This is a genomic window from Diaphorobacter oryzae DSM 22780 (assembly GCF_059568935.1).
On the sequence record NZ_JCANUL010000001.1, the window covers coordinates 206,141 to 232,106 of the forward strand.

The 25,966-nt window shown below is 67.3% G+C and carries 23 protein-coding genes and 1 tRNA gene; 10 read left to right on the top strand and 14 right to left on the bottom strand.

Annotated features, from left to right (window positions below):
• Positions 1-13: 13 nt before the first annotated feature.
• The 3 genes from folD to BP68_RS01005 form a co-directional block, all read right to left on the bottom strand.
• The gene (gene folD / locus BP68_RS00995; RefSeq protein ID WP_496368169.1) at positions 14-865 is read right to left on the bottom strand and encodes a bifunctional methylenetetrahydrofolate dehydrogenase/methenyltetrahydrofolate cyclohydrolase FolD; all 852 of its coding nucleotides are present in this window, start codon (positions 863-865) and stop codon (positions 14-16) included.
• A gap of 81 nt (positions 866-946) precedes the next feature.
• A complete protein-coding gene (locus BP68_RS01000; protein ID WP_496368171.1) occupies positions 947-1,573 on the bottom strand; it encodes a response regulator transcription factor in 627 nt (208 codons plus the stop codon).
• Positions 1,570-4,116 (bottom strand): PAS domain-containing sensor histidine kinase, encoded by a 2,547-nt coding sequence (locus BP68_RS01005; RefSeq protein WP_496368173.1) that lies wholly within the window; start codon positions 4,114-4,116, stop codon positions 1,570-1,572. Before BP68_RS01005 ends, BP68_RS01000 begins: the two co-directional genes overlap by 4 nt.
• Before the next feature lie 169 nt (positions 4,117-4,285).
• Between BP68_RS01005 and aceE the strand changes: the two genes are divergently transcribed.
• The 3 genes from aceE to lpdA are packed head-to-tail and all read left to right on the top strand — an operon-like array spanning position 4,286 to position 10,511.
• Entirely contained in the window at positions 4,286-6,982 is a 2,697-nt protein-coding gene (aceE, locus tag BP68_RS01010) for a pyruvate dehydrogenase (acetyl-transferring), homodimeric type (RefSeq protein WP_496368175.1), read from the top strand.
• A gap of 21 nt (positions 6,983-7,003) precedes the next feature.
• Entirely contained in the window at positions 7,004-8,671 is a 1,668-nt protein-coding gene (aceF, locus tag BP68_RS01015) for a dihydrolipoyllysine-residue acetyltransferase (protein ID WP_496368176.1), read from the top strand.
• A 13-nt stretch (positions 8,672-8,684) separates the two neighbouring features.
• Positions 8,685-10,511, top strand: a complete 1,827-nt coding sequence (gene lpdA, locus BP68_RS01020; RefSeq protein ID WP_496368178.1) for a dihydrolipoyl dehydrogenase — start codon at positions 8,685-8,687, stop codon at positions 10,509-10,511.
• Between the two features lie 117 nt (positions 10,512-10,628).
• Here the strand turns inward: lpdA and BP68_RS01025 are convergent, their stop codons facing one another.
• Together BP68_RS01025 and BP68_RS01030 are read right to left on the bottom strand one after the other, a co-directional pair.
• A complete protein-coding gene (locus tag BP68_RS01025; RefSeq protein ID WP_496368180.1) occupies positions 10,629-12,512 on the bottom strand; it encodes a hypothetical protein in 1,884 nt (627 codons plus the stop codon).
• A gap of 241 nt (positions 12,513-12,753) precedes the next feature.
• The gene (locus BP68_RS01030; protein ID WP_496368182.1) at positions 12,754-13,068 is read right to left on the bottom strand and encodes a DUF2322 family protein; all 315 of its coding nucleotides are present in this window, start codon (positions 13,066-13,068) and stop codon (positions 12,754-12,756) included.
• Positions 13,069-13,212: 144 nt separating this feature from the next.
• On the opposite strand from BP68_RS01030, the gene BP68_RS01035 reads away from it, so the two are divergent.
• On the top strand, positions 13,213-14,172 hold the full coding sequence (locus BP68_RS01035) for a class I SAM-dependent methyltransferase (protein WP_496368184.1): 960 nt from the start codon (positions 13,213-13,215) through the stop codon (positions 14,170-14,172).
• 78 nt (positions 14,173-14,250) lie between these two features.
• Complete coding sequence (locus tag BP68_RS01040) at positions 14,251-15,141, top strand: NAD(P)-dependent oxidoreductase (RefSeq protein ID WP_496368186.1); 891 nt, start codon at positions 14,251-14,253, stop codon at positions 15,139-15,141.
• A gap of 31 nt (positions 15,142-15,172) precedes the next feature.
• Here BP68_RS01040 and BP68_RS01045 read toward each other — a convergent pair whose 3' ends face one another.
• The 6 genes from BP68_RS01045 to BP68_RS01070 form a co-directional block, all read right to left on the bottom strand.
• Positions 15,173-17,092 (bottom strand): choice-of-anchor I family protein, encoded by a 1,920-nt coding sequence (locus BP68_RS01045; protein WP_496368188.1) that lies wholly within the window; start codon positions 17,090-17,092, stop codon positions 15,173-15,175.
• 118 nt (positions 17,093-17,210) lie between these two features.
• Positions 17,211-17,696 carry an EVE domain-containing protein gene (locus tag BP68_RS01050; RefSeq protein ID WP_496368190.1) on the bottom strand — a complete coding sequence of 162 codons (486 nt, stop codon included), beginning with the start codon at positions 17,694-17,696 and terminating at the stop codon, positions 17,211-17,213.
• A gap of 141 nt (positions 17,697-17,837) precedes the next feature.
• On the bottom strand, positions 17,838-18,359 hold the full coding sequence (locus tag BP68_RS01055; protein ID WP_496368192.1) for a hypothetical protein: 522 nt from the start codon (positions 18,357-18,359) through the stop codon (positions 17,838-17,840).
• An 11-nt stretch (positions 18,360-18,370) separates the two neighbouring features.
• Positions 18,371-18,622, bottom strand: a complete 252-nt coding sequence (locus tag BP68_RS01060; protein WP_496368194.1) for a GlsB/YeaQ/YmgE family stress response membrane protein — start codon at positions 18,620-18,622, stop codon at positions 18,371-18,373.
• 181 nt (positions 18,623-18,803) lie between these two features.
• Entirely contained in the window at positions 18,804-19,352 is a 549-nt protein-coding gene (locus tag BP68_RS01065; protein WP_496368196.1) for a C40 family peptidase, read from the bottom strand.
• Positions 19,353-19,485: 133 nt separating this feature from the next.
• Entirely contained in the window at positions 19,486-20,136 is a 651-nt protein-coding gene (locus tag BP68_RS01070) for an arylesterase (RefSeq protein WP_496368198.1), read from the bottom strand.
• A gap of 24 nt (positions 20,137-20,160) precedes the next feature.
• Between BP68_RS01070 and BP68_RS01075 the strand changes: the two genes are divergently transcribed.
• Positions 20,161-20,886 carry an ABC transporter ATP-binding protein gene (locus BP68_RS01075; RefSeq protein WP_496368200.1) on the top strand — a complete coding sequence of 242 codons (726 nt, stop codon included), beginning with the start codon at positions 20,161-20,163 and terminating at the stop codon, positions 20,884-20,886.
• A gap of 136 nt (positions 20,887-21,022) precedes the next feature.
• Here BP68_RS01075 and sstT read toward each other — a convergent pair whose 3' ends face one another.
• Positions 21,023-22,246, bottom strand: coding sequence for a serine/threonine transporter SstT (gene sstT / locus BP68_RS01080; protein WP_496368202.1), 1,224 nt, complete (start codon positions 22,244-22,246; stop codon positions 21,023-21,025).
• Positions 22,247-22,459: 213 nt separating this feature from the next.
• On the opposite strand from sstT, the gene rlmB reads away from it, so the two are divergent.
• The 4 genes from rlmB (at position 22,460) to BP68_RS01100 (ending at position 25,322) form a co-directional block, all read left to right on the top strand.
• A complete protein-coding gene (rlmB, locus tag BP68_RS01085) occupies positions 22,460-23,209 on the top strand; it encodes a 23S rRNA (guanosine(2251)-2'-O)-methyltransferase RlmB (RefSeq protein ID WP_496368204.1) in 750 nt (249 codons plus the stop codon).
• A gap of 9 nt (positions 23,210-23,218) precedes the next feature.
• Positions 23,219-23,977 carry an SIR2 family NAD-dependent protein deacylase gene (locus BP68_RS01090; protein WP_496368206.1) on the top strand — a complete coding sequence of 253 codons (759 nt, stop codon included), beginning with the start codon at positions 23,219-23,221 and terminating at the stop codon, positions 23,975-23,977.
• 89 nt (positions 23,978-24,066) lie between these two features.
• On the top strand, positions 24,067-24,912 hold the full coding sequence (locus tag BP68_RS01095) for a fumarylacetoacetate hydrolase family protein (protein ID WP_496368208.1): 846 nt from the start codon (positions 24,067-24,069) through the stop codon (positions 24,910-24,912).
• Between the two features lie 77 nt (positions 24,913-24,989).
• Entirely contained in the window at positions 24,990-25,322 is a 333-nt protein-coding gene (locus BP68_RS01100) for an SMR family transporter (RefSeq protein WP_496368210.1), read from the top strand.
• Between the two features lie 89 nt (positions 25,323-25,411).
• Here the strand turns inward: BP68_RS01100 and BP68_RS01105 are convergent.
• Positions 25,412-25,485: transfer RNA gene (locus tag BP68_RS01105), tRNA-Gly, on the bottom strand.
• 226 nt (positions 25,486-25,711) lie between these two features.
• Positions 25,712-25,930, bottom strand: coding sequence for a DUF1059 domain-containing protein (locus tag BP68_RS01110; RefSeq protein WP_496368212.1), 219 nt, complete (start codon positions 25,928-25,930; stop codon positions 25,712-25,714).
• Positions 25,931-25,966 lie beyond the last annotated feature (36 nt).

Here is a 25,966-nt window from a genome sequence, read left to right on the forward strand (position 1 = left end):
TTCAAGCACCGGCTCAGGGCAGGCGTTCGGCGGCTTCCAGCGTGTTGACCAGCAGCATGGTGATGGTCATGGGTCCCACGCCGCCGGGTACAGGGGTGATGTGGCCGGCCACCTGCTTGACGCCATCAAAGTCCACGTCGCCGCAGAGCTTGCCCTCGTCGTTGCGGTTCATGCCCACGTCGATCACCACGGCGCCGGGCTTGACCATGTCGGCCGTCAGCACGTTGCGCTTGCCCACGGCGGCGACCACCACGTCGGCCTGGCGCGTCATGGCGCCCAGGTCGGCCGTGCCGCTGTGGGTGATGGTGACGGTGGCGTTGGCGGCCAGCAGCATCATGGCCATGGGCTTGCCGACGATGTTGGAGCGGCCGATCACCACCGCGTGCTTGCCGCGCAGGTCCTTCATGCCGATCGACTCCAGCATCTTCATGCAGCCGTAGGGCGTGCAGGCCTTGAAGCCCACTTCGCCGACCATCAGCGCGCCGGCGCTGGCCACATGAAAACCGTCCACGTCCTTCAGGGGAGAGATGGCTTCGATGACCTTGTGATCGTCGATGTGCTTGGGCAGCGGCAGCTGGACCAGGATGCCGTGGATGCTGGGGTCGTTGTTGAGTGCCTCCACGCGGGCCAGCAGCTCGGCCTCGGTCATGGTGGCGTCGTACTTTTCCAGCACGGAGTGGAAGCCCACGTCCTCGCAGGCCTTGACCTTGTTGCGTACGTAGACCTGGCTTGCCGGGTTGTCGCCCACCAGCACCACGGCCAGGCCGGGGGTGATGCCGCGCTCTTTCAGGGCCGCCGTGCGCTGGGCGACTTCGGTGCGCAGTTGGCGCGAAAGGGCATTGCCGTCGATCAGTTGGGCTGTCATGTTTGAACTATCCGAAATACAAATGAAAAAGCTGCCTAGCGCTTGTGGAACGGGCGCAGGCAGCTATGAAAATGGAATCGTTTAGGCCTTGGCGGCGTTTTGTCCCAGGGCAATCTTAAGAAGGTCCGCCACGGTGTTGGCGCTGAGCTTTTCCATGATGTTGGCGCGGTGCGCTTCCACCGTCTTGATGCTGATGCCCAGGTCATCGGCGATCTGCTTGTTCAGGCGGCCGGCGACGATGCGCTCGAGCACCTGCGCCTCGCGGCTCGTGAGCTTGGACAGCAGCGCGTCGCGGCTGGCGGCCTGCTGGTGGCCAGCGAAGGCTTCGCGGGCGTGGTCCAGCATGCGTTCGACCAGGCCCAGCAGCTCTTCCTCGTTGAAGGGCTTCTGGATGAAGTCCAGCGCCCCCTTCTTCATGGTGTTCACGGCCATGGGCACGTCGCCGTGGCCGGTGATGAACACGATGGGCAGGGGGGACTTGCGTTCCATCAGCCGGTCCTGCAGCTCCAGGCCCGTCATGCCGCCCATGCGGATGTCCACGATCAGGCAGGCCACTTCGCGCGGGTCGTAGCGCGCGAGGAACGATTCCGCCGAATCAAAGCAGCGTACCCGGTAATCCTTGCCTTCCAGCAGCCACTGAAGTGAGTCGCGGACGGCTTCGTCGTCATCGACGACATAGACGGTGCCTTTTTTCGGGATCAAGCTCATGCAATAGTCCTTGGCGTTGACGTTGCTGCGGAATTGATAGTGGCATCCACAGCAGTGGCAAGCGGAAGCCAGAAAGAGAACCGGCAGCCGGTAACCTCCGTTCCATTGTAGAGGTTCTCCGCCTGCATCCGGCCGTGGTGCGATTCGACGATGCTGCGGCACAGGTTCAGGCCCATGCCCATGCCCTCGCTCTTGGTGGAGAAGAAGGCCTCGAACAGGTGGGCTAGCACTTCGGGCGCCAACCCCTTCCCGGTGTCTTGCACCGTGAACTCGATCACGTCGTGCCCCTCCACGTTGCGCGGCACCACGCGCAGCTCCACGCTGCGGCCCGCGGGTGGGCGGTGGGCCTGGGCGATGGATTCGGCGCCGTTCTTCATCAGGTTCACGAGCACCTGCTCGATGAGGATGGTGTCCGCCATGACCTGGGGCAGGCGGGCGGCGACGTAATGCGTCAGGCGCACGTTGTGGCGGCGCAGCTCGATGTCGGCCAGCTCCACGGCTTCGCTGACCATGTCGTGCACATCGGCCAGCGTACGGTTGGGCTCGCTCTTCTTCACGAAGGCGCGGATGCGCTGGATGATCTGGCCGGCGCGCTGCGCCTGGTGCGCGGTCTTTTGCAGCGCGGACAGCAGGGCCTCTTCGCTGATCTGCCCGCTCTGGATGCGCGACACCATGCCGCTGCAGTAGTTGCTGATGGCCGTGAGCGGCTGGTTGAGCTCGTGGGCCACGCTGGAGGCCATCTCGCCCATGGTGATCAGGCGGCTCACCGATTGGGCGCGCTCGGCTTGGCGCGCAGCCTGCTCCTCGGCCTGGCGGCGCGGCGTGATGTCGGTGGCAATCACCATCTGGGCCAGGCGCCCGTCCACCCAGTTCAGGTAGCGCGAGCGCACCTCCAGCCATTTGCCCAGGTCGGGCAGGTAGATCTCGGCGTTTTCCGAGCGGGCGCTGGTCAGCGGGTCGGTGGGCAGGCCCATGAGGCCGTCCTCGTCGTCCATGCCCCTGGCCTCCGGCGCGGGCAAGACGCCCGCCTGCGCCACCAGCTGCAGGTGGCCGCCGGTTTGCGAGCCGAACCACTGGCGGTACAGGCGGTTGGCGAACAGCAGCTCCTCGCTGCCCAGGGGCGCGACCGACACCGAGGCGTCCAGGGCCTCCAGCACGATGGTGAAGCGCTCGTGTGAGGCTGTGAGCTGCTCGCGCACGCGGTTGGGCTCGGTGATGTCCGTCATCGAGGTCATCCAGCCCGTCTGCTGGCCGCGGGCATCGATCAGCGGCGAGACATACAGGCGCGCGTCGAACAGCGTGCCGCTCTTGCGCCGCACGCGCACCTGAAAGCCGCCAGGGACGGTTTTGCCTGAAAGCTCGTCGCGCAGGTTGGCATGCAGCGCCTCGTATTCCCCCTCGGGCCAGTAGCTGTAGGGCGGCGTCTGGCCCACCAGTTCGGCCTCGGTCCAGCCCGTCATCTGGCAGAACGCGGCGTTCACGTAGGTGATGCGTCCCTCCAGGTCCAGCGCGCGCATGCCGGTGAGGATGGAGTTTTCCATGGCGCGGCGGAAGTTGGTCTCCGCCACCAGCGCCTGCTGGGCCTGCAGGCGCCGGCGCGTGTGGCGCCAGGTGGCAATCAGCATCCATGCTGTCATGCCACTGAGCGTGCCCACCAGCCAGAACAGGCCGCTGCCCACCACACCTAGTGAGGTGCGGTAGGCCTGGGCCCGCAGTACCAGGCCGTTGCCGACGGGGGATACGGGGATTTCGTACTCGTTGGCCTTGGTGGTCCAGGGCAGCAGGGCGTTGGTGCGCGGGGCCAGCGGCGTGCCGGCGAGCGTCTGGTTGTTGCCGTCGAGCAGCGTCACGGCGTAGCGCGCCAGCACCTCCGTGGGGGTGCCATAGCGCAGCAGGCTGTCGATGGAGTATTCGGCCAGCACCACGCCGCCGAACTTGCCCTGTGGGGACAGGGGAACCTGCAGCTGCAGCAGTGGTACGGTGTCTCCGGCGCTGGCCACAGGCTGGGAGTAGACGGGCTGCTGCATGTCGCGCGCCAGGCTGAACAGGTCGGCCGTTTCACCGGGCTTGAGCACCTCGCCGCCCACGCGCAGCTGGCTGCTGGTCACCGTGGGAGCAGCATGGCTGGCGCGAATGCGGCGGCGTTCGTCGATCCAGGTAATGGCCTGCAGCTCGGGGTACTGGCTGATGAGGGTTTCGGCGCGGCTCACGAAGTCGGCGCGCTCCAGGTCCTGGTTGGACAGGTCGCGGGCGATGCGCATGACCTGCTCCTGGCGCTCCAGCAGGCGCAGGCGCACACGCTGCTGGGCGTATTCCACGTCGCGCTTGAGGGCTTCCTTCTCGCGTTCCACCTCTTCCGTGCGCAAATACCAGAAGGCCGCCACGATGGCTGCCAGGAACATCAGCACGGACGCCAGGGGCGCCAGGGCGGCAAAGCGGTCCTGGCGCATGGGCGAGAGGCTGCGCCACCAAGAACGCCACCAGCGCGCCGGGGTTTTGACAGCAGAGACGGGGTCGGCGGGCGGGGCGTCGGGGGAGTCCATGGGCGCAAGTTTAAAGGCTGGCCGAAGGCCATTTCATCTGAAGAAATAATGTGCGTTTGCAGCAATTTTTCATAATAAGAAATCAAAAAGCACTATTTGAAATGGCGAAAAACTGTGCGAAACTCGCGCCAATATTCCGTTATTGCCAATGATTCAAAGGAGACTGGGTATGTCCGATCCGACCAAAGCCCCCGCCACGACCGACACCGATCAGCAGGAAACACGAGAGTGGATGGAAGCGCTGTCGGCGGTCATCGACAAGGAGGGTGCGGAGCGTGCGCACTTCCTGCTGGAGCAGCTGCTGGAGCATGCGCGCCAGAGCAGCATCGACATGCCCTTCTCGGCCAACACGGGCTATGTGAACACCATCGAGCCGAACCAGGAGGCGCGCTGCCCCGGCAACATCGCCATTGAAAAGCGTCTGCGCGCCTACATGCGCTGGAACGCCATGGCGATGGTGGTGCGTGCCAACCGCCTGAACCCCGCGGACGGCGGCGACCTGGGCGGCCACATCGGCTCGTTCGCGTCGGTGGCCAGCATGTTCGGTGCGGGCTTCAACCATTTCTGGCACGCCGAGAGCGAGAACCACGGCGGCGATCTGCTCTACATCCAGGGCCACAGCGCCCCGGGCATCTATGCCCGTGCCTTCCTCGAAGGCCGCCTGACCGAGGAGCAGCTCGACAACTTCCGCCAGGAAGTGGACGGCAAGGGCCTGTCCAGCTACCCCCACCCCAAGCTGATGCCCGAGTTCTGGCAGTTCCCCACGGTGTCCATGGGCCTGGGCCCGCTGATGGCCATCTACCAGGCGCGCTTCCTCAAGTACCTGCATGCGCGCGGCATCGCCAACACCGAGAACCGCAAGGTCTGGGTGTTCTGCGGCGACGGCGAGATGGACGAGCCCGAATCCCTGGGCGCCATCGGCCTGGCTGCGCGTGAAAACCTCGACAACCTGGTGTTCGTCATCAACTGCAACCTGCAGCGCCTGGACGGCCCGGTGCGCGGCAACGGCAAGATCGTGCAGGAGCTGGAGGGCGAGTTCCGCGGCTCCGGCTGGAACGTCATCAAGCTGCTGTGGGGCTATGGCTGGGACGAGCTGCTGGCCCGCGACAAGAGCGGCAAGCTCAAGCAGCTCATGATGGAAACGGTGGACGGCGACTACCAGGCCATGAAGGCCCACGACGGCGCCTACGTGCGCAAGAACTTCTTCGGCAAGTACCCCGAGACGGCCAAGCTGGTCGAGCACATGACCGACGAGGAGATCTTCGAGCTGCGCCGCGGCGGCCATGAGCCCGCCAAGGTCTACGCCGCCTTCCACGCCGCCAACGAGACCAAGGGCCAGCCCACGGTGCTGCTGGTCAAGACCGTCAAGGGCTACGGCATGGGCAAGGCCGGTGAAGGCAAGAACACCGTGCACCAGACCAAGAAGCTGTCGGACGAGGACATCAAGTACATCCGCGACCGCTTCAACATCCCGATCCCCGACAGCCAGCTGGCCGACATCCCGTATTACAAGCCGGCCGACGACACGCCGGAGATGAAGTACCTGCACGAGCGTCGCCAGGCCCTGGGCGGCTACCTGCCGCGCCGCCGCCCCAAGGCGGAGGAGCAGTTCGCTGTGCCCGCGCTGGAGACCTTCAAGGCCGTGCTGGAACCCACGGCCGAGGGCCGCGAGATCAGCACCACCCAGGCCTACGTGCGCTTTCTCACGCAGCTGCTGCGCGACCAGGCCCTGGGCCCGCGCGTGGTGCCGATCCTGGTGGACGAGGCGCGCACCTTCGGCATGGAAGGGCTGTTCCGCCAGATCGGCATCTACAACCCCAAGGGCCAGCTGTACACCCCGGTCGACCGTGACCAGGTGATGTACTACAAGGAAGACAAGGCTGGCCAGATCCTGCAGGAAGGCATCAACGAGGCGGGCGGCATGTGCTCCTGGATCGCCGCGGCCACGTCGTATTCGACGAATAACCGCGTCATGATCCCGTTCTACGTGTACTACTCGATGTTCGGCTTCCAGCGCATCGGCGACCTGGCCTGGGCCGCCGGCGACATGCAGGCGCGCGGCTTCCTGCTGGGCGGCACCTCGGGGCGCACCACGCTCAACGGCGAAGGCCTGCAGCACGAAGACGGCCACAGCCATATCCTGGCGGGCACCATTCCCAACTGCGTGAGCTACGACCCCACCTTCGCGCACGAAGTGGCGGTGATCATGCACGACGGCCTCAAGCGCATGGTGGAGCGCCAGGAAAACGTCTTCTACTACATCACGCTGCTCAACGAGAACTACGCCATGCCCGGCCTGCAGCCCGGCACGGAAGAGCAGATCATCAAGGGCATGTACCTGTGCAAGGGTGGCGCTGCAGGCGACAAGCGCGTGCAGCTGCTGGGCTCCGGCACCATCCTGCGCGAAAGCCTGGAGGCGCAAACGCTGCTGGCTGCCGATTGGGGCGTGCAGGCCGATGTGTGGAGCTGCCCGAGCTTCAACGAACTCACCCGCGACGGCCAGGACGCCGAGCGCTGGAACCTGCTGCACCCGCTGGAGACGCCGCGCGTGCCCTTCGTGGCCGAGCAACTGGGCAAGACCACGGGCCCCGTGGTCGCCTCCACCGACTACATGAAGAACTACGCGGAGCAGATCCGCTCGTTCATCCCCGCGGGCCGCGCCTACAAAGTGCTGGGCACGGACGGCTTCGGCCGCAGCGACTTCCGCAGCAAGCTGCGCGAGCACTTCGAGATCAACCGCCACTACATCGTCGTGGCGGCCCTGAAGGCCCTGGCCGACGAGGGCAAGCTGCCCCTGTCCAAGGTGGCCGAGGCCATCCAGAAGTACGGCATCAATACCGAGAAGACCAACCCCCTTCACGCCTGAGCGCGACCGCGGAGACACACAATGGCATTGGTAGACATCAAGGTCCCGGACATCGGGGATTTCGACGAGGTGGGCGTGATCGAACTGCTGGTCAAGCCCGGCGACACGGTCAAGGCCGAGCAATCGCTGATCACCGTGGAGTCCGACAAGGCGTCGATGGAGATTCCGTCGAGCCACGCGGGCGTGGTCAAGGAGATCAAGGTCGCCCTGGGCGACAAGGTCAAGCAGGGCTCGGTGATCGTCGTGCTCGACGCCGCAGATGCGGTTTCTGAGCAAAAAGCGGCCGCAGCGCCCGTACAGCAAGCGCAAGCAGCTATCAAAACAGAAGCGGCTGCGCCGACACCTGTGGCGGCGCCTGCAGCGGCTCCGGCCGCGGGCCGCATCGAGGTGCGCGTGCCCGACATCGGCGACTTCAAGGACGTGGCCGTCATCGAGCTGCTGGTGAAGGTGGGCGACACGGTCGCCGTGGAGCAGTCGCTGTTCACCGTGGAGTCCGACAAGGCGTCGATGGAAATCCCGTCGCCCGCCGCCGGCGTGGTGAAGGAGCTGAAGGCCAAGATTGGCGACAAGGTCAACGTCGGCGACTTCGTGGCTGTGCTGGAGGGCGCGGTGGCCGCGGCCCCCGCAGCGGCAGCCACAGTGCCGGCCCCCGCGCCGGCCGCAGCCGCCGCACCCGTGGCCGCGGCTGCTGTGGCGGCGCCGGCGGCGGCCTCTGCGTCGCTGGCCGTGCCCGCGCACCAGCCGGGCACGCCCGCGCCGGGCTTGCCGCATGCCAGCCCCTCGGTGCGCAAGTTCGCGCGCGAACTCGGCGTGCCCATCGACGAGGTCAAGGGCACGGGGCCCAAGGGCCGCATCACGCAGGAAGACGTGCAGTCCTTCACCCAATCGGTGATGGCCGGCAGCCTGCAGACCAGGGCCCAGGCCGCCAAGGCGCCGGCCGGCGGCTCGGGCGTGGGCCTGGACCTGCTGCCCTGGCCCAAGGTGGACTTCGCCAAGTTCGGCCCGGTGGAGCGCAAGGACCTGTCGCGCATCAAGAAGATCAGCGGCGCCAACCTGTCGCGCAACTGGGTGATGATCCCGCACGTCACCAACAACGACGAGGCCGACATCACCGACCTGGAAGCCTTCCGCGTCTCCACCAACAAGGAGAACGAGAAGAGCGGCGTGAAGGTGACCATGCTGGCCTTCGTCATCAAGGCCGTGGTCGCGGCGCTCAAGAAGTTCCCCGAGTTCAACGCCAGCCTGGACGGCGACGCCCTGGTCTACAAGCAGTACTTCCACATCGGCTTTGCGGCCGACACGCCCAATGGCCTGGTGGTGCCCGTGCTGCGCGATGCCGACAAGAAGGGCATCCTGCAGATCAGCCAGGAAATGGGCGAGCTGGCCAAGAAGGCCCGCGACGGCAAGCTCGGCGCGGCCGACATGCAGGGCGGCTGCATGTCCATCAGCTCGCTGGGCGGCATCGGCGGCACGCATTTCACGCCCATCATCAACGCGCCCGAGGTAGCAATCCTGGGCCTGTCCAAGTCGGCCATGAAGCCCGTGTGGGACGGCAAGCAGTTTGTGCCGCGCCTGACGCTGCCGCTGTCGCTGTCGTACGACCACCGCGTCATCGACGGCGCCAGCGCCGCGCGCTTCAACGCCTACCTGGGCCAGGTGCTGGCGGACTACCGCCGCATCCTGCTGTAAAGGAGAACCCGATATGGCAGTGATTGACATCAAGGTGCCCGACATCGGCGACTTCGCCGAGGTGGCCATCATCGAAGTGCTGGTGAAGCCTGGCGACACCATCAAGGCCGAGCAAAGCCTGATCACCGTGGAGTCCGACAAGGCCTCCATGGAGATCCCCTCCAGCCACGCCGGCGTGGTCAAGGAACTGAAGGTGAAGCTGGGCGACAAGGTGGCCGAAGGCTCCGTGCTGCTCACGCTGGAGGCCGAAGGCGCAGCCACCGCGGCGCCGACAGCATCAGAGCAAAAACAGGCCCCAGCGCCCGCTGCGCAAGCGCAAGCAGCTCCTCAAATCGTAGCGTCCAGCTTTGGCGGCAGCGCCGATCTGGAGTGCGACGTGCTGGTGCTGGGCGGCGGCCCCGGCGGCTACAGCGCCGCCTTCCGCGCGGCGGACCTGGGCCTGAAGGTGGTGCTGGTCGAGCGCTATGCCACCCTGGGCGGTGTGTGCCTGAACGTGGGTTGCATCCCCTCCAAGGCGCTGCTGCATGTGGCGGCCGTGATGGACGAGGTGGCGCACCTGTCTGCCGCCGGCATCGACTTTGGCGCACCCCAGGTCAATGTGGACACGCTGCGCGGCCACAAGGAAAAGGTCATCGGCAAGCTCACCGGCGGCCTGGCCGCCATGGCCAAGATGCGCAAGGTGACCACCGTGCGCGGCTACGGCAGCTTCGCCGGCGCCAACCACCTGGAGGTGGAGGAAACCACCGGCACCGGCCAGGACAAGACCGGCACCAAGAAGGTCATCGCCTTCAAGCGCGCCATCATCGCCGCCGGCAGCCAGGCCGTGCGCCTGCCCTTCATGCCCGACGACCCGCGCGTGGTGGACTCCACCGGCGCCCTGGCGCTGCAGGGCGTGCCCAAGCGCATGCTGATCCTGGGCGGCGGCATCATCGGCCTGGAAATGGGCACGGTCTACAGCACCCTGGGCGCCCGTCTGGACGTGGTCGAAATGATGGACGGCCTGATGCAGGGCGCCGACCGCGACCTGGTCAAAGTGTGGCAGAAGATGAACCAGCATCGCTTCGACAACATCATGCTCAAGACCAAGACGGTGGGGGCCAAGGCCACGCCCGAAGGCATCGAGGTGACGTTCGCCGCAGCGGAAGAGGGCGGCACCGCCCCCGCACCGCAGGTGTACGACCTGGTCCTGCAGGCCGTGGGCCGCACGCCCAACGGCAAGAAGATCGCCGCCGAAAAAGCTGGGGTTGCAGTCACGGACCGCGGCTTCATCAACGTCGACATCCAGATGCGCACCAACGTGCCGCACATCTTCGCCATCGGCGACATCGTGGGCCAGCCCATGCTGGCGCACAAGGCGGTGCATGAGGCGCATGTGGCGGCCGAGGTCATTGCCGGCGAGCTGCAGGGCAACAAGGAGCTGGCAGCCGCCGCCTTCAACGCCCGCGTGATCCCCAGCGTGGCCTACACCGACCCCGAGGTCGCCTGGGTGGGCCTCACCGAGGACCAGGCCAAGGCCCAGGGCATCAAGGTCAAGAAGGGCCTGTTCCCCTGGACGGCTTCTGGCCGCGCGATTGCCAACGGCCGCGACGAGGGCTACACCAAGCTGCTGTTCGACGACAGCCCCGAGGCCCACGGCCACGGCAAGATCCTGGGCGGCGGCATCGTGGGCACCCACGCGGGCGACATGATCGGCGAGATCGCGCTGGCCATCGAGATGGGGGCCGATGCCGTGGACATCGGCAAGACCATCCACCCGCACCCCACGCTGGGCGAGAGCATCGGCATGGCGGCGGAGATCGCCCACGGCAGCTGCACGGACGTGCCGCCGCAGAGGAAGTAAGTCGATAAGCTACTGAAATGCTACTGATTCAGTAGCTGGCCGCGCAGATTCCGAAAGGGCTGCGCGGTATTTTTTTAACCCGGGGCGATAGATTAGAGGCTCTGTTGGCCTTGCACTTCATTCCTCGCGCCGTTTGGTCAGCCCGGAAACCACGGCCACCAGCAGCAAGCTGGCAACCCAGCCAAACAGAATCTGAAACCAGACCGTCAGCCGCACAAAGTGCTTGAACGACCAGTTGCCAAACAGCTCCTGGTACCAGGTGCCGGCAGGCGTGGGAATCATGGGGGCCCAGTCGGGCTCTTGCTGCAAATCCACCAGCGGTAGCAGCAGGTCCAGAGAGTAGGCCAGCGGGCTGAAGCCCGTGTATTCCTCGGGCAAGTCTTTGCACAAATACCAATTGGTGTTGTCCACCGCTTCAGGTGCTGGCCCGCGCGGCTTGCACGACGGCTCGTAAGCCTTGTTCTGGAACACCAGCGGGTTGCTGGGCGCCATCACCCCTTGCAGTGCCGCGCACCAGTAGATGATCGCGCAAGCCAACCAGACCCCCACCATCCATCCCGCCAGCCGCAGCGGGCGGTAACCATAGCCGATCAGTGCTTTGAACAGCCAATGCAGAGCCTGCGCAGTGGTGCGATACGCCCCGCGCCGCCACCCTGGCCAGCTGGAGGGCGTTTGCCCAATCAGCCCCACTGATCGCATGTGGTCTTCAAGTGCGATGGCGACTTGCCGCGCGTCCTCTTCATGCCCCATGTTGCGCAGCACGGTCTGCAACTGCTTCCAGGGCTGTGGCCGAAACCCATCTGCGCCTGTGTGCTTCGCCTGCTGTTTTTTGAGCCACTTCAGGCGCGTCATTGCATCCGTGGGGGCTTGGCCGGCAATGTGGCTATAGACAAAGCCATCCAACACCAATTGATCGCCCCAAGAGTCTGCGTCGTCAATCAGCTGGCCTACCTTGGCGGAAGACAGTTGAACGTGTTTGACGGATTGCTTTAAGTGGCGAAAGAAAAAGGCACCGCTTACCGTCATGCCGTCAGCTGATAGGCTGCCACCATCATCGCCATCCAGCTTCGCGCTCTGGCAATTCAAGTTGCCGCCAATTTGTGCTCCTAGCAGGCGAACTTCTCCAACTGCTGTGAACCCGTCTGAAAGAAAGACACCGCCTTTGATCGCGGCGCTGTCCATCGACAAACAGTCACTACCTTGACCATCCAGTTTCGCACTCTGGCAATAGAAGTCGCCACCAATTTGTGCACCCAGCAGGCGAACTTCTCCGACTGCTGTGAACCCCTCAGTAAGAAAGACGCTACCGTGGATCACGGCGCGATCTACCGACAGACAATTACTGCCTTGACCATCCAGTTTCGCACTCTGGCAATAGAAGTCGCCACCAATTTGTGCACCCAGCAGGCAAACTTTTCCGACTGCGGTGAAACCGTGTGATAAAGAAGCGTCGCCTCTGATTAAGGTGCCGTCCATCGATAGACAGTCGCTACCTTGACCATCCAGTTGCGCGCCCCTGCAATCCAAGTTGCCGCCAATTCGTGCGCCCACCATGCGGATTTCTCCGACGGCCGTGAATCCTTTGGAAAGAAAGACGCTGCGCTTGCATCGCAGTTGATCGGCGCGTAGTCCTGGAACTTCACTGCCGGAAAGGTTGAGTCGGCCAGCTATCTCCGCCCCCTCAAGTACGGGAGTGGAGGGGAAGTAAGACTGGCGAAGCGAAAGGGTGGTGTGTATGACTGCACCGGTGAGGTTGAGTGCGCCCTCAATCCACCCGCCAGCGAGTCGAACCCCTCGTTCATGGATCGGTGCATTGTCATCCCCTCCCAGGGCCAGGAAGCGAATAAAGTCTGCTCGGACAGCGTTGTCACCTGTCTTCTGCGTCGGTCGTTGGTTGCCCAATGCGGCCTCGTCCCCATTGGCGCACGCCTGGAGAAGTTTGGCCTCGCCGGGCATCAGTGGCACAAACTCTTCCAGGGTCCGGCCTTTGGGCTTTCTCATCGGTTCCTCTGCTGCTTCTGGTAAGGCGGGATGACAGCCTTTCTGCCCCCGTTGGTGGGATTATGAAGTTACAGACAGTGACGTTTGAGTGACGATGGGTACGCGGGCACCGCACCTCCGTCAGGCGGTTTGCAGGGCGACTGCAAGGGTGTTTTGCTCTTATTTTGATAGTTGTCTGCGCTTGATGTGAGCGCCTTTACGTCGGTTTTTGTCGGGGTTGCCTGGCGGGTCGATGGCGGCCTCAGGCCGGCACCAGCACCACGCGGTAGCCCCGGCCGGAGGCAATCACCTCCAGCAGGCGGTCGATGTTGGGGTGTGCGCCGGGGCGGTTGCGCGCGTCCTGCGTGTGCTCGGCGAACATCTCCAGGCCTTCCTGGGCCGCGGCCACGGTGATGCCGCCGTGCTTTGCCGCCAGCGCGGCGTAGACGGTCAGCGAGCCGGTCTTGCCCGGCTGGTTGGGAATGGTGGCGGCGATCTGGCCCGCATCGTCCAGCAGCTGCAGGGCGGCCAGGTGGGTGACGGGCGGGAGTTGGCGCAGGTTGTCGGCGAATGCCATGGTGGTTCCTTGAGGGCGGTTGTCAAACGGTGGCGCAGTGGGGGCGCGCCATTCATCAAAAACAATAGCTGCTTGCGCTGGCACAATGGGTGCTAGCGGGCATTTTGATGCTCCATTATTTCAGTCTTTTTGCCCCTCCGTTCCATGCAAGCCCTGCTCGACGCCATTGCCGCCATGCCCCTGACCTCGGATGCCTGCCGCATCTTCCATGGGCGGGGCGGGCGCTTTGCCGGCTGCGAGCAGTGGACGCTGGATGCCTACCCGCCCGTCTTCGTGCTCACTAGCTTTGCCCCGGTGGCGGAGGAAGAACTGGCCGCCATCGGCGCTGCGCTGCAGGCCCGCTGGCAGCAGATCGCCCCGGGCCAGCCCTTGAACTGGGTGTTCCAGCACCGGGGCGAGGCGCTGCGCATCGAGGGTCGCAGCGACACGCGGCTGATGGCTGGCAGCGTGCCCGATCCGCATGTGGTGACGGAGGGCGGCGCGCGCCTGCGGGTGCAGGTGCTGCGCGGGCAGAACCATGGCCTGTTTCTGGACATGGCCGAGGGGCGCCGCTGGGTGCGCGCGCATGTGGCCGCGCACCGCGCGCGCACGGGCGAGGGCGCCCGGGTGCTGAACCTGTTTGCCTACACCTGCGCGTTCTCGGTGGCGGCGCTGCAGGCGGGCGCGGCCCAGGTGGTGAACGTGGACATGAGCCGCGGCGCCATCGCCACGGGGCAGCAGAACCACCAGCTCAACGGGCTGAGCGCCGGTGCCAGCTTTCTGGCGCACGACATCTTCAGCTCCTGGGGTAAGATCACGCGCGGCGGTCCGTACGACCTGGTCATCTGCGACCCGCCGAGCTACCAGAAGGGCAGCTTCGTCGCCACCAAGGACTATGCGCGCCTCATGCGCCGCCTGCCCGATCTGCTGGCGCCCGGCGGCCATGCGCTGCTGTGCCTGAACGCGCCCGAGCTGGGCGTGGCCTTCCTGCGGGACCAGATGCAGGAGCTGGCGCCGTCGCTGGCCTTCGTGGAGCGCGTGGCCAATCCGCCCGTGTTCGCCGACGTGGACGAGGAACAGGCGCTGAAGGTACTGGTTTTCCGGGAGGCGGCGCCCGGGCATTGAGGCCGTGGGCGGGGCCATGGCGGGCCACAATGGGGCGGGCACCTGGAACACCCCATTGAATAACGGAGACAAACACACATGGACACCCCCCGCATCGGCCTGGTCGGCGTCGGCCTGATGGGCCACGGCATCGCACTGAACATTACCCGCAAGGGCTACGCGCTGACGGTGCTGGAGCACCCGGGCAACCAGCCGCTGGACCAACTGAAGGCCCTGGGCGTGTCCACCGCGGCTACCGTGCAGGCGCTGGCGCGGCAGGTGCAGGTGCTGATCCTGTGCGTGACCGGCTCGCCGCAGGTCGAGGCCGTGCTGCTGGGAGAGCAGGGCGCGCTGGCCGCGCTGCAGCCGGGCAGCGTGGTGATCGACTGCTCCACGGCCATTCCCGCGTCCACCGCATCCATCGCCCGCGCCGTGGCCGCTGCCGGCGGCCGCTTTCTGGACGCGCCCATGACCCGCACGCCCAAGGAGGCCGCCGAGGGCCGCCTGAACCTGCTGGTGGGCGGCGACGCGCAGCTGCTGGAGGAATGCCGGCCCCTGCTGCAGTGCTTTGCCGAGAACATCACCCACACGGGCGTGGTGGGCAGCGGCCACCGCATGAAGCTGCTGCACAACTACGTCTCGCTGGGCAGCGTGGCCCTGGTGGCCGAGGCCGCCGCCTGCGCCCTGGATGCGGGCGTTGCCCCCCAGGTGTTCGTGGACGTGCTGGCCAAGGGCGGCGGCGGCGGCGTGGCGCTGGAGCGGCTGCGCCCCTACCTGCTGCAGCAGGACCCGACGGCGCTGCGCTTCTTCATGGCCAATGCGCTCAAGGACATGGGCTACTACACCACCATGGCGCAGGACGGCGGCGCCGCGCACGGCATTGCCCAGGCCGTGCACGACACCTTCGCCACGGCCGTGGCCGAGGGCGGGCCGGACCGGCTGGTGCCGGAACTGGTGGCGCTGCTGCACCCGAAGGCGCAGGCGCGCTGAGGTTCGCGCCGGGCCGGGGCCCGGCGGTGGGTCATTGGCCCAGGTTGAGCTGGAACACCGCGGTGCTGCCGCTCACCTCGTTGCCGACCAGCAGCAGGGGCTTGCGGTTGGGCGAGTCCTTGGCGGGAATGAACACCAGGCCCTCGGGGCCCAGGTCGCCCACCTTGTCGAGCGCGGGGGGGGTCTTGTTGCTGAAGCTGGCGCTCCAGTCCTCGCGGGTGTTGATGTAGTCCACGCGCTTGGGGGCCTTGGGGTCGGTGATGTCGAACACCAGCACGCCGCCCATGCGCTCCAGGCCCACGAAGGCAAAGGTCTTGCTGCCGATGGTGCCGACGGCCAGGCCCTCGGGCTCGGGGCCCTTGGCGGAGCTGCGGGCATCCAGCTTGGCGCTGGCGTCGTGGCCGGTGTTGAAGTAGGTCTTGCAGGCGATGTCGCGCTTGGCTCCCAGCTTGCATTCGTCGCTGGCCAGGAGCTGCTCGATGGCGGCGCCCGAGTCCCAGACCTGCGCCCCCTGGGCGTTCCAGATGGAGACCGAGCGGCCGCCGTAGGTGTAGAGCTTGTCGTACATCAGCCGGTTGCCGGCCGGGTCCGCCTCGCCCTGGGCGTTGTGCCACTTGGGACTGCCGTCGGGGTTCACCTGGTAGCCCTGGGTCCAGGTGACCTTCAGGCGGCCCAGCTTGTCGTCGTCGCGGCAGCCCTTCGGGTCGCCCGCGACGGCGCCGCACCAGGCGAAAGTGGCGGGGTTGAGCAGGGCGCCGCCGTTGCCCTTGGCCAGCTGGATGAGGTGGGCGGGCAGGTCATCGTCCGCGCGGCGCAGGAAGCCGTCCTTGTGCACCAGGTGCTTGACGCGCCATTCCTCGACGAAGCCCTTGGTCACGTCGCCGGTGCCCTTGGCGCCATTGCCGAAGTAGGCGGGCGTGTCCTCGCCCCAGGCGCGGGCGTCGCCCTCGTTGGCGGTCACCAGGTAGGTCTGGCCGTCGTGGGCCTTGTAGGCGGCGATGGCGTCGGGCTGGTACATGCCCAGGACGCCGGGGGCGGCGGCGATGTGGACCACAGGGCTCTTGCCATCGCTGTCGGCGAAGTCCAGCGCGTTGGCGGCCTGGCCATGGTCCTTGTAGCCCAGCGGCACGATATCGGTGACGGCGGCGCGGGCGATGTCGATGATGGCCAGGGCGTTGTTCTCCTGCAGCGTGACCCAGGCGGTCTTGCCGTCCGGCGCCACGGCGATGTACTCGGGCTCCAGGTCCTGCGCGACGGTGGCCGTGCCCTGGCCGTCGGCCGTGGGGCCGAAGAGGCGCACGCCCTTGGCCAGCAGCTCCGCCTTGCGGCCGTTGAAGGCCTTGAAGTCCGCGGTGCGCACCTTGGGGCTGGCGGGCGTGCTCACGTCCACGATGGCGACCGAGCCCTCGGGGTCGATCTGGTAGTCGTCGCTGGGCTCGCCCTCGTTGGCCACCAGCAGGGTCTTGCCGTCGGGCGTGAAGGTCAGCATGTCGGGCAGCGCGCCGACCGTGACCGAGCCCAGCAGCTTCAGGTCGGCGGCCTGGTAGAGCGCCACGCGGCCCGCGTCGGTCTTGGGGCGGGCCTGGATGGCGATGGCCACCAGCCCGTTTTGCACGGCCACGCTATTGACCTCGCCGTTGGCGAGCACGCTGGCAGCGGAAATCTCACCCACCTTCTTGGGCTGCTTGGGCTCGCTCAGGTCCAGCACATCCAGCTTGCCCGACTGTGCGTTGACCACGAAGGCGCGCTTGGATGCGGGGTCGAAGGCCGGGATTTCGGCCGCGCTTTGGAGGAAGATGCCGGAGGCGTAGCCGCCGATCTTCTCGAGCCTGAGGGTGCTGGGCGTGGCTTCGAAGTCGTCGCCATCGCCGCCGCCGCAGGCGGCAATGGCGGCCGAGGCGATCAGGCCGAGGCAGAGCAGGGGACGGCGGGTGGAGGCTGGAAGTGTCATGGCTGGGTGTGAAGGGAATGCGGGGGCGAAAGCCCACATTCCATGTCACGACCATGACGCGTCTGTGAAAACGGTGAATGCCGTGTGAAAAATGTTTCCAGGCCGCCGGGGCGCGTGCCTATGCCTGCGCCATCGCGGCGGTGATGGCCGCCCATTCATGCGCCTCGACCGGCGTGATGGACAGCCGGTTGCCCCGCTGCAGCACGCGCATGTCCGCAAGCGCCGGGTGCGCGCGCAGTTCAGCCAGGCCGATGAGCCGCGTCTTGCGCAGGGCCTGCACATCCAGCAGCAGCCAGCGCGGGCTGGCGGGCGAGGACTTGGGGTCGTGGTAGGGGGAGGCCGGGTCGAACTGTGTCGGGTCCGGTCGCACGCCCGAGGCCACGCGCGCAATGCCGGCGATGCCGGGCTCGGGGCAACTCGAGTGGTAGAACAGCACGCCATCGCCCACCTGCATCGCGTCGCGCATGAAGTTGCGCGCCTGGTAGTTGCGCACGCCGGTCCAGGGCACGGTGGCACCCGGGGCAGCCAGGGCGTCGTCGATCGAGCATTCGTCGGGCTCGGACTTCATGAGCCAGTAGTGAGCGGGGCGGGCGGAGGCGGTCATTGCGGCATTCTGGCAAAACCTGCGGGGCCCTGGTGCGTGGCGCACTGCGTTGGTTATGATGGTGGTTTGCTATTGAAGTAATAGCTGTTCGCGCTTGATGGGTAAGGGCTAGGGGTCTGAAATGGCCGTTTTATCGCGTCTTCAGCGCTGCGCCGCGGGCTCGGGCAGGATGAGCTGGGCCTGCTGCACTACGCGCACGCAGTCGCGCAGGTGCTGCTCGCCCAGGTAGCGCAGCGTGGCGTAGCCCAGGGCGGCGGCAACGGCCTGGCCGGCCAGCGGCACATACTTGGCGGCCTGCTTGGCCGACAGGCGCAGGCCCACGGCCTGGGTGGCGCGCAGCACCAGTTCGCGCGAGATGAACTTGCCGATGAGCACCGAGCCGACCATGGACACCGCCTTCTGCACCTGCTCGCGCTTGTGCGGCGTGAGCTGGTCCAACTGCTGTGGGCTGAGGCCGAACTCGGCGTTGATGAGCGGGATCAGGCGCGAGAGCATGGCCGCGTCCACCGCCCAGTCCAGCCCCGGCACGGGCACGGTGCCGGCCGCCGCAGCCACCAGCGCGCGCCGGTGCAGCAGGCGGTGGGCGCGCTCCACCGCGGCCAGCAAAGGGGCGTCGCCCGCGGCCAGCGTGCGGGCACTGGGGAGCTTGCGGCCGAGGCCCATGGCGGCAGGGGTCAGGACTTGCGGCGCAGCAGGTCGTACAGCACCAGCAGCACGATGGCGCCGGCGATGGAGGCGATCCAGCCGGCGGCCTCGCCCTGCTGGTACCAGTTCATGGCCACGCCCACGTAGGTGGCGATGAAGGAGCCGGCAATGCCCAGCAAGGTGGTCAGGAACCAGCCGAGCTTGTCATCGCCCGGCTTGATGGCGCGGGCCAGCAGGCCGACGACGAAACCGATCAGCACTACGCCGAGAAAATTCATCATGATGGAAAACGCTTTCGCAGGAATGGGTGGGGCGGCGCCGCACCGGGGCGGCGCCGCGAGAGGTGCCACTCTAAGCGGGCCGCATGGCATGTCCGTGTCGGACAAGCGCACATCCGGCCATCGGACTGTCAACAATCTTCAGGCGCGGCCCGGGCCGCAAGGGGCGGCCGCAGGGGGAGAGTCAGGGCGCGGTGGTGGGGAGGTCGAGGGCCTGCGCGTCCGCATCGTCCTGCGTCACGCGGCGGGCGCCGTTGAAGCGGCGCTGCCAGTAGGACACGCTCATGTCTTCCACGCGCACCTGGGCGCCGGAGCGCGGTGCGTGGATGAACTTGCCGTCGCCCAGGTAAATGCCCACATGGCTGAACGCGCGGCGCATGGTGTTGAAGAACACCAGGTCGCCGGGCTGCAGGTCTTTCTTGTCGATGACTTCGGTGGCTGCGGCCTGCTCGTTGGCGCGGCGGGGCAGCGCCAGGCCCTTGGCCTGTTCGTAGATGGCGCGCACGAAGCCGCTGCAGTCAAAGCCGGTTTCGGCGCTGTTGCCGCCGCGGCGGTAGGGCACGCCGATGAAGCCCATGGCGGTGGACACCAGCTCGGAGGTGCGGTCGGCCACGCTGTGGCGCACGTCCTGCAGCTGCGCGATCAGTCGGCGCTCGGTGCGCTCCGGCTCATCGGCGGGAGTGGCGTAAGCGTTTGCGCACAGCAGTAACAGGAGGCAAAACCAACGGGACATGGGGCGCGAGGGTAACACGGGAATCCCCCTGTTCCCGTGTCAAACATGTTGCAAGCTGTTGATCTGAATGGATTTCATGGAGCGGCCCGGTGTGATAGCCATAGCCTTGCTCCCCTGGCGGCCGGTGGCGTCTTCAGCGCAGCAGCTTCTTCAGCTCGGGCCAGACATTGGCCAGCATGAGGGGATGGGCCTCGGCCTTGGGGTGGATGCGGTCGGGCTGGAACAACCGCGTGGGGTCGGGGCCGTCGGCCACGCCCTTGAGCAGGAAGGGCACGAGCGCCGCCTTGTGCTCCCGGGCCACCGTCTCGAAGGTGGCGGCAAAGCGCCGCGCGTAGTCGGTGCCGTAGTTGGGCGGCACCTGCATGCCGACCAGCAGCACGCGCGCGCCGGCGGCCTGCGACTGTTCGGTCATCCAGGCCAGGTTCTGCGCGGTGTTGCTCAAGGGCAGGCCGCGCAGCGCGTCGTTGCCGCCCAGCTCGATCACCACCTGCGTGGGCCGGTGCTGCTGCAGCAGGGCGCCCAGGCGCGCGCGGCCGCCGGCCGTGGTGTCGCCGCTGACGCTGGCATTGACCACCGTGGCGCGGATCTTGTCCTGGGCGAGCTGCTTTTCCAGCAGCGCCACCCAGCCGGTGCCACGCGGCAGGCCGTATTCGGCGCTGAGCGAGTCGCCCACCACCAGGATCACCGGAGGCTTGGCGGCGCTCTTGCCGCCGGGCTGCGCGCTGGCCTGCGCGGTGCCCAGCAGGGCCATTGCGCCAGCCACGATAAAGTCACGCCGATACATACGAGTCACTGTCGAGAACCTTTCATGTCCGAAACCGTCGCCGCACCCGCTTCCACCCCGAACTGCGCACCGGAGCAGCCCATCATCGCGGTGGAGCATGTGTACAAGTCCGTCACGGACTCCACGGGCACGCTGGAGATTTTGCGGGATATTGATTTCCGCCTGGCGCCGCGGGAAACCGCCGCCATCGTCGGCGCCTCGGGCTCGGGCAAGAGCACGCTGCTGTCCATCATCGCCGGGCTGGACACGCCCACGCGCGGCACGGTGCGCCTGGGCGGGCAGGACCTGTTCGCGCTGAGCGAGGACGAGCGCGCCGCGCTGCGCGCGCGCCAGGTGGGTTTTGTGTTCCAGAGCTTCCAGCTGATGGGCAACCTCACGGCGCTGGAGAACGTGATGCTGCCGCTGGAGCTGGCGGGCGTGCGCGATGCGCGCCGCCGCGCCGCCGACATGCTGGGCCGCGTGGGCCTCGCGCAGCGGCTGGGGCATTACCCCAAGGTGCTGTCCGGCGGCGAGCAGCAGCGCGTGGCGCTGGCGCGCGCCTTCGTCGTGGAGCCCGCCGTGCTGCTGGCCGACGAGCCTACGGGCAGCCTGGACTTCGCCACCGGCGAGACCATCATGGAGCTGATGTTCGCGCTCAACCGCGAGCAGGGCACGACGCTGGTGCTGGTGACGCACGACCGCGGCATCGCCGCGCGCTGCGACCGGCGCATCACCATCGAGGCCGGGCGGGTGGCGGACGGTGCGGCTTGAAAATTGATAGCTGTCAGCGCTTTATGGGTAAAGACTTCAGGCTGATATGAGCCTGAAGTCGTTTGCAGGCAAGCGCGAAAAGCTCCATATTTGATAGCGGCGGCCGGGCGCGCCGGTCCGCCCGCCGCGTGGGGGATCAGGCGGCGCCCGCCTTCTTTTCCTGGGCCAGGCAGACGGCGGCGGTGAAGAGCACGTCGGTGGACGAGTTGAGTGCCGTTTCGGCCGAGTCCTGCAGGATGCCGATGATGAAGCCGATGGCCACCACCTGCATGGCCACGTCGTTGGAGATGCCGAACAGGCTGCAGGCCAGCGGAATCAGCAGCAGCGAGCCGCCGGCCACGCCCGAGGCGCCACAGGCGCTGAGCGAGGCCACCACGCACAGCAAGATGGCGGTGGGCAGATCCACCTGGATGCCCAGCGTGTTCGCCGCGGCCAGCGACAGCACGCTGATGGTGATGGCCGCGCCCGCCATGTTGATGGTGGCGCCCAGCGGAATGGCGATGCTGTAGGTGTCCTCGTTCAGGCGCAGGCGCTTGGCCAGCGCCAGGTTGATCGGGATGTTGGCGGCCGAGCTGCGCGTGAAGAAGGCCGTCACGCCGCTTTCGCGCAGGCACATCAGCACCAGCGGATAGGGGTTGCGGCGAATCGTCAGGTACACGATCAGCGGGTTGACCACCAGCGCCACGAACAGCATGCAGCCCAGCAGCACGGCCAGCAGCTGCGCATAGCCCCACAGCGCCTCGGCACCCGCCTCGGCGAAGGTGCTGGCCACCAGGCCCAGAATGCCCAGCGGCGCGCAGCGGATCACGCGCTGGATGATCTGCGTGATGGCCTGCGCGCCTTCCTGCAGCAGGGTGCGCGTGCCCGCGCTGGCGTGGCGCAGGGCCAGCCCCAGGCCCACGGCCCAGGCCAGGATGCCGATGTAGTTGGCCTCCAGCAGCGCCCGCACCGGGTTGTCCACCACGTTCTTGAGCACGTTCAGCAGCACCTCGGACACCGAGCCGGGCGCCGCGGCCGCCTGCGCCGGAGCCTGCAGCGTGAGCGTGCTGGGAAACCACATGCTGGCCACCACGCCCACGATGGCCGCCGCCAGCGTGCCGGCGATGTACAGCAGCAGCACGGGGCGGATGTGCGTGGTCTCGCCGGGCGTGTGGTTGCTGATGGCGGCCATCACCAGCACCAGCACCAGCACCGGCGCCACCGCCTTCAGGGCCGAAATGAACAGCGTGCCCAGAATGGCCAGGTGGGGCGTGGAGGCGGGCCAGACGATGGCCAGCACGATGCCGGCGACCAGGCCGATGGCGATCTGGGTGACGAGGCTGGTGCGCTGCACCCAGCGCAGCAGGGGCGAGAGAATCATGATGCGAACAGGAGTAAAGGCTTGGCAAGGCGCGGGCCGCGCCGCACGTCGCACCGGAAGCGGCTGCCATGCGATCGCGGCCGGGGTGCGGTCAAGCGGGGTTTCGTCAGGCTGAAACCGTGTTGTCAATGGGAGAAGCGCGAATTCTACTGTTTGCGTCCTGTTCGGCCTGCGCCGGCCTGCCCGGCGGGCCGCAGCCTGGATAATTGCGCCATGTCCTCCCCCAAAGTCCTTTTCGGCTTTCACGCCGTCGGCGTGCGCCTGAAGACCGCGCCCCAGAGCATCATCGAGATCTACTACGAGCCCACGCGCCGCGACGCGCGCATGCGCCAGTTCCTGGAGCGCGCGCGCGAGGCCGGTACGCGCCTGATCGAGGCCGACGGCCTGCGCCTGGCCAAGCTGGCCGGCAGCCACGGCCACCAGGGCGTGGCCGCGCGGGTCGAGGCCGTGGCGCAGGTGCGCTCGCTGGACGACCTGCTGGAGCAGCTGGAGGCAGACGGGGTGACCAACCCGCTGCTGCTGGTGCTCGACGGCGTGACCGATCCGCACAACCTGGGCGCCTGCCTGCGCGTGGCCGACGGCGCGGGCGCGCACGCGGTGATCGCGCCCAAGGACCATGCGGTGGGCATCAACGCCACCGTGGCCAAGGTGGCCAGCGGCGCGGCCGAGACCATGCCGTACTTCATGGTCACGAATCTGGCGCGCACCCTGAACGAGCTCAAGGAGCGCAACATCTGGGTCATAGGCACCAGCGGCGATGCCGACAAGACCCTGTACCAGATGGACCTGAAGGGCCCCGTGGCCCTGGTGCTGGGCGCCGAGGGCCCGGGCATGCGCCAGCTCACGCGCAAGACCTGCGACGAACTGGTCGGCATCCCGATGAAGGGCGCGGTGGAGAGCCTGAACGTCTCCGTGGCCAGCGCCGTCTGCCTGTACGAGGCCCTGCGCCAGCGCGGCGGCTGATGAGCTTCTATGCCCGATGACGCAGAAAGGGCGCTGGCCGAGGCCCGCGCCTGGCTGGATGGCGCCCGGCACATCGCCGTACTGTCCGGCGCGGGCGTAAGCGCCGAATCGGGCGTGCCCACCTTCCGCGATGCGCAGACGGGCTACTGGGCGCAGTTCGACCCGCGGGACATGGCCAGCGAGCGCGGCTTTCGCTCTGCGCCCCAGCGTGTGTGGGACTGGTACGAGCACCGCCGGGCCATGCTGCAGGGCGTGCAACCCAATGCCGGCCACAAGGCGCTGGCGGCCTTCGCGCGGCGCCATCCGGGGCGGCTGACCCTGATCACCCAGAACGTGGACGGCCTGCACCAGCAGGCGGGCAGCGAGGGCGTGCTGTGCCTGCACGGCGACCTGGCGGCCAACCGCTGGCTGGACCGGCCCCGGCCCTGCTGCGACCTGGCCCGGGCCGAGCCGGGCCACCCGCCGCGCTGCGCCACCTGCGGCAATCTGGTGCGCCCCGGCGTGGTCTGGTTCGGCGAGGCCTTGCCTCTTGCCGTGCTGGATGCGGCGCAGCGGGCCGCCCAGGACTGTGCGCTGATGCTGGTGGTGGGCACGGCCGGTGCCGTCTATCCCGCCGCCGGCCTGGCGCATCTGGCGCGCCAGGGCGGCGCGCGCGTGGTGGTGCTCAACCCCGCGCCCAGCGAGCTGGACGGCATCGCCCACGCCGTGCTGCGCGGCACGGCCGCGCAACTGCTACCCCCGCTGCTGGGCGGCACCGCCAGCGCATAGCCGCAAGGCGGCTTGCCAGGCCCGGCGTGCGCGGCCAGCGGGCATAAGATGGCCAGCCCACCATCCGCACCATCAGAGGGAGACACACCATGAAACTCGTCCGCCACGGCCCCCCCGGCGCCGAGCGCGCGGGCCTGATCGACGCCCAGGGCGTGCTGCGCGACCTGTCCATGCTGCTGCCGGACATTGGCCCGGCCCAGCTTGCGCCGCGCACGCTGTCCGCGCTGGCGGCCATCGACGCGGGCCGCCTGCCCGCGGTGGAGCAGGGCACGCGCCTGGGTTGCCCCGTGGCCGGTATCGGCAAGATCGTCTGCATAGGCCTGAACTACGCCGACCACGCGGCCGAGGCCGGCCTGAGCGCGCCGGCCGAGCCCGTGCTGTTCATGAAGGCCACGAGCGCGCTCTGCGGCCCCGCCGATCCGGTGCGCATTCCGCCGGGCGCGCTCAAGACCGACTGGGAGGTGGAGCTGGGCATCGTCATCGGCACGCGCATGCGGCAGGTGCCCGAGGCCGAGGCGCTGCGCCATGTGGCGGGCTATGTGCTGGCCAATGACGTGTCCGAGCGCAGCTACCAGATGGAGCGCGGCGGCCAGTGGGACAAGGGCAAGAGCTGCGACAGCTTCGCACCCGTGGGCCCGTGGCTGGTGACGGCCGATGACATCCCCGACCCGCACGGCATCAACCTGTGGCTGGAGGTGAACGGCGAGCGTATGCAGGATGGCAACACGCGCAACTTCATCTTCGGCGTGCCCGCGGTGCTGGCCTACATCAGCCAGTTCATGACGCTGGAGCCGGGCGACCTGGTGCTCACCGGCACGCCGGCCGGCGTGGGCCTGGGCCAGAAGCCCGAGCCGCGCTTTCTGCGCGCTGGCGATGTGATGCGGCTGGGAGCATCTGGACTGGGAGAGCAGCGCCTGACCTGTGTGGAGGGATGAAGCCGCGCTGTGGGCGGCCTGCGTGCCTGTTTGCCTATAGTGGCGCCCTTTGTGGCACCGAAGAGCGCACCCGCACCATGCATCCCTACATCCTGCTCGGCATCTCCATCGTGGCCGAGGTCGTGGCCACCTCGGCGCTGAAGTCCTCGCAGGGGCTCACGCGCCTGTGGCCCAGCGTACTGGCCGTGCTGGGCTATTGCGTGGCGTTCTATCTGGTCTCCAAGGTGATGAACCACATGGCCACGGGCGTGGTGTACGCGGTCTGGTCGGGGCTGGGCATCGTGCTGATCTCGCTCGTGGGCTGGCTGCTGTACGGCCAGCGTCTGGACCTGCCGGCCATCGCGGGCATGGCGATGATCGTGGGCGGCGTGCTGGTGATTCAGCTGCTGTCCAAGTCGGTCGGCCACTGAGGGCGGATGGCCTGGCTGGTGGGTTCACGGCGGCCGTGCTCTGGCGCCAAGCGCCGACCTGTCGGTGAAAGCTGTGCCATGGAGAGAAGTGGAGCGGGCGATGGGAATCGAACCCACGTCTTGACCTTGGGAAGGTCAGGTCCTGCCATTGAACGACGCCCGCAGGAATTCCGAGGGGCGATCAGGCACCGAGGGGTGGCAACCCTTGGTGCTGTGGAGGCTGCTCCCTTTCGGGTCGGGGCATCTGCCCCGTCTCTCCAGACCGCAACGGAATGCGCGATTCTATAACCGAGTTGCCCCCGTTGCGGGAATCTGTTGCATGAGTTGGCTTGCCCCATGCATTGCGCAGGGGCCAGGGCGATGCAGCCTTTGGCCGACGACCGTTTGCCCTATGGCTTCTTGGCCGTGGGCACGGCTACGGGGGGCGTACCCTGCTTGAACATGCGGGCCAACTGGTGCCGCAAGTCGGGCGTGTCTTCATGGCCGTGCACGGTGACCGCGTGCTGGACGGCCGCTTCCAGGAGTTCCTTGGGGCTGTCGGCGCTGATGGCGACGCTGCAATGCATGGTGCTCGGAAACTCCCTGCAGTCGATGTACTGGCGTGACATGGTGTGCTCCTTGGGGTTGTGGCTGGGCGCCCTCAA

What these genes read in the sequence shown, in the direction of transcription:
- folD (WP_496368169.1), bottom strand. Translation starts at nt 865, where the DNA reads ATGACAGCCCAACTGATCGACGGCAATGCCCTTTCGCGCCAACTGCGC.
- BP68_RS01000 (WP_496368171.1), bottom strand. Translation starts at nt 1,573, where the DNA reads ATGAGCTTGATCCCGAAAAAAGGCACCGTCTATGTCGTCGATGACGAC.
- BP68_RS01005 (WP_496368173.1), bottom strand. Translation starts at nt 4,116, where the DNA reads ATGGACTCCCCCGACGCCCCGCCCGCCGACCCCGTCTCTGCTGTCAAA.
- aceE (WP_496368175.1), top strand. Translation starts at nt 4,286, where the DNA reads ATGTCCGATCCGACCAAAGCCCCCGCCACGACCGACACCGATCAGCAG.
- aceF (WP_496368176.1), top strand. Translation starts at nt 7,004, where the DNA reads ATGGCATTGGTAGACATCAAGGTCCCGGACATCGGGGATTTCGACGAG.
- lpdA (WP_496368178.1), top strand. Translation starts at nt 8,685, where the DNA reads ATGGCAGTGATTGACATCAAGGTGCCCGACATCGGCGACTTCGCCGAG.
- BP68_RS01025 (WP_496368180.1), bottom strand. Translation starts at nt 12,512, where the DNA reads ATGAGAAAGCCCAAAGGCCGGACCCTGGAAGAGTTTGTGCCACTGATG.
- BP68_RS01030 (WP_496368182.1), bottom strand. Translation starts at nt 13,068, where the DNA reads ATGGCATTCGCCGACAACCTGCGCCAACTCCCGCCCGTCACCCACCTG.
- BP68_RS01035 (WP_496368184.1), top strand. Translation starts at nt 13,213, where the DNA reads ATGCAAGCCCTGCTCGACGCCATTGCCGCCATGCCCCTGACCTCGGAT.
- BP68_RS01040 (WP_496368186.1), top strand. Translation starts at nt 14,251, where the DNA reads ATGGACACCCCCCGCATCGGCCTGGTCGGCGTCGGCCTGATGGGCCAC.
- BP68_RS01045 (WP_496368188.1), bottom strand. Translation starts at nt 17,092, where the DNA reads ATGACACTTCCAGCCTCCACCCGCCGTCCCCTGCTCTGCCTCGGCCTG.
- BP68_RS01050 (WP_496368190.1), bottom strand. Translation starts at nt 17,696, where the DNA reads ATGACCGCCTCCGCCCGCCCCGCTCACTACTGGCTCATGAAGTCCGAG.
- BP68_RS01055 (WP_496368192.1), bottom strand. Translation starts at nt 18,359, where the DNA reads ATGGGCCTCGGCCGCAAGCTCCCCAGTGCCCGCACGCTGGCCGCGGGC.
- BP68_RS01060 (WP_496368194.1), bottom strand. Translation starts at nt 18,622, where the DNA reads ATGATGAATTTTCTCGGCGTAGTGCTGATCGGTTTCGTCGTCGGCCTG.
- BP68_RS01065 (WP_496368196.1), bottom strand. Translation starts at nt 19,352, where the DNA reads ATGTCCCGTTGGTTTTGCCTCCTGTTACTGCTGTGCGCAAACGCTTAC.
- BP68_RS01070 (WP_496368198.1), bottom strand. Translation starts at nt 20,136, where the DNA reads ATGTATCGGCGTGACTTTATCGTGGCTGGCGCAATGGCCCTGCTGGGC.
- BP68_RS01075 (WP_496368200.1), top strand. Translation starts at nt 20,161, where the DNA reads ATGTCCGAAACCGTCGCCGCACCCGCTTCCACCCCGAACTGCGCACCG.
- sstT (WP_496368202.1), bottom strand. Translation starts at nt 22,246, where the DNA reads ATGATTCTCTCGCCCCTGCTGCGCTGGGTGCAGCGCACCAGCCTCGTC.
- rlmB (WP_496368204.1), top strand. Translation starts at nt 22,460, where the DNA reads ATGTCCTCCCCCAAAGTCCTTTTCGGCTTTCACGCCGTCGGCGTGCGC.
- BP68_RS01090 (WP_496368206.1), top strand. Translation starts at nt 23,219, where the DNA reads ATGCCCGATGACGCAGAAAGGGCGCTGGCCGAGGCCCGCGCCTGGCTG.
- BP68_RS01095 (WP_496368208.1), top strand. Translation starts at nt 24,067, where the DNA reads ATGAAACTCGTCCGCCACGGCCCCCCCGGCGCCGAGCGCGCGGGCCTG.
- BP68_RS01100 (WP_496368210.1), top strand. Translation starts at nt 24,990, where the DNA reads ATGCATCCCTACATCCTGCTCGGCATCTCCATCGTGGCCGAGGTCGTG.
- BP68_RS01110 (WP_496368212.1), bottom strand. Translation starts at nt 25,930, where the DNA reads ATGTCACGCCAGTACATCGACTGCAGGGAGTTTCCGAGCACCATGCAT.